Source organism: Agrococcus sp. HG114, assembly GCF_024723325.1.
GTDB lineage: Bacteria > Actinomycetota > Actinomycetes > Actinomycetales > Microbacteriaceae > Agrococcus.
In genome coordinates this window covers 1-621 of sequence record NZ_JANQCH010000265.1, presented here as the reverse complement: position 1 = coordinate 621, position 621 = coordinate 1, and the positions used below count along the sequence as shown (strand labels likewise).

Below are 621 nucleotides of genomic sequence, written 5' to 3'. Positions count from 1 at the left end.
GCTGCCGCGCCGGTCGACCTCCCGGCCGCCGCCGACTCGCCCGGACTCGCCGACGCATCCGAGGTCCTGGCCGGGCTCGTCGGCGGCCGTCGGCGCATCGCGCTCGAGTGCGCGGGCGGGGTCGTCGCGGTGCCCGGCGACGAGGGCGACGCGTGGATCGGCCGCTGGGCGGTCGCGCTCGCGGGGCTCGCGCGGCAGGCGCTCGAGCGCGGCGAGCAGGCGATCGTCGTCGTGCCCGACCACCGCGAGCAGCGGCAGCTGCGGCTCGCGCTCGGCGCGGTCGTCGGCGCTGAGCGGGTCGTCGAGCTGGATGCGCGGCAGAAGAACCCGGAGCGCTACCGAGGGTTCCTGCGCTGCCTCGACGGCGAGCCGGTCGTCATCATCGGCCCGCGCTCGGCGGTCTACGCGCCGGCCGCGCGCCTCGGGCTGCTCGCGGTGTGGGAGGACGGGGATCCGCTGCTCGCCGAGCCGCTCGCGCCCGGCGTGCACGCGCGCGACGCCGCGCTCGTGCGCCAGGCGCAGTCGGGATGCGCGCTCGTCATCGCGGGGCACGCCCGCTCGACCGACGCCGAGCGGCTCGTCGAGGTCGGCTTCCTCGAGCACGAGCGGCTCGGCCACCAC

1 pseudogene is annotated in these 621 nt (G+C 78.4%); it reads left to right on the top strand.

Annotation, left to right across the window (positions count from 1 at the left end):
* Positions 1–621 (top strand): annotated as a pseudogene (locus NWP09_RS13150) (primosomal protein N'); the annotation flags it as partial.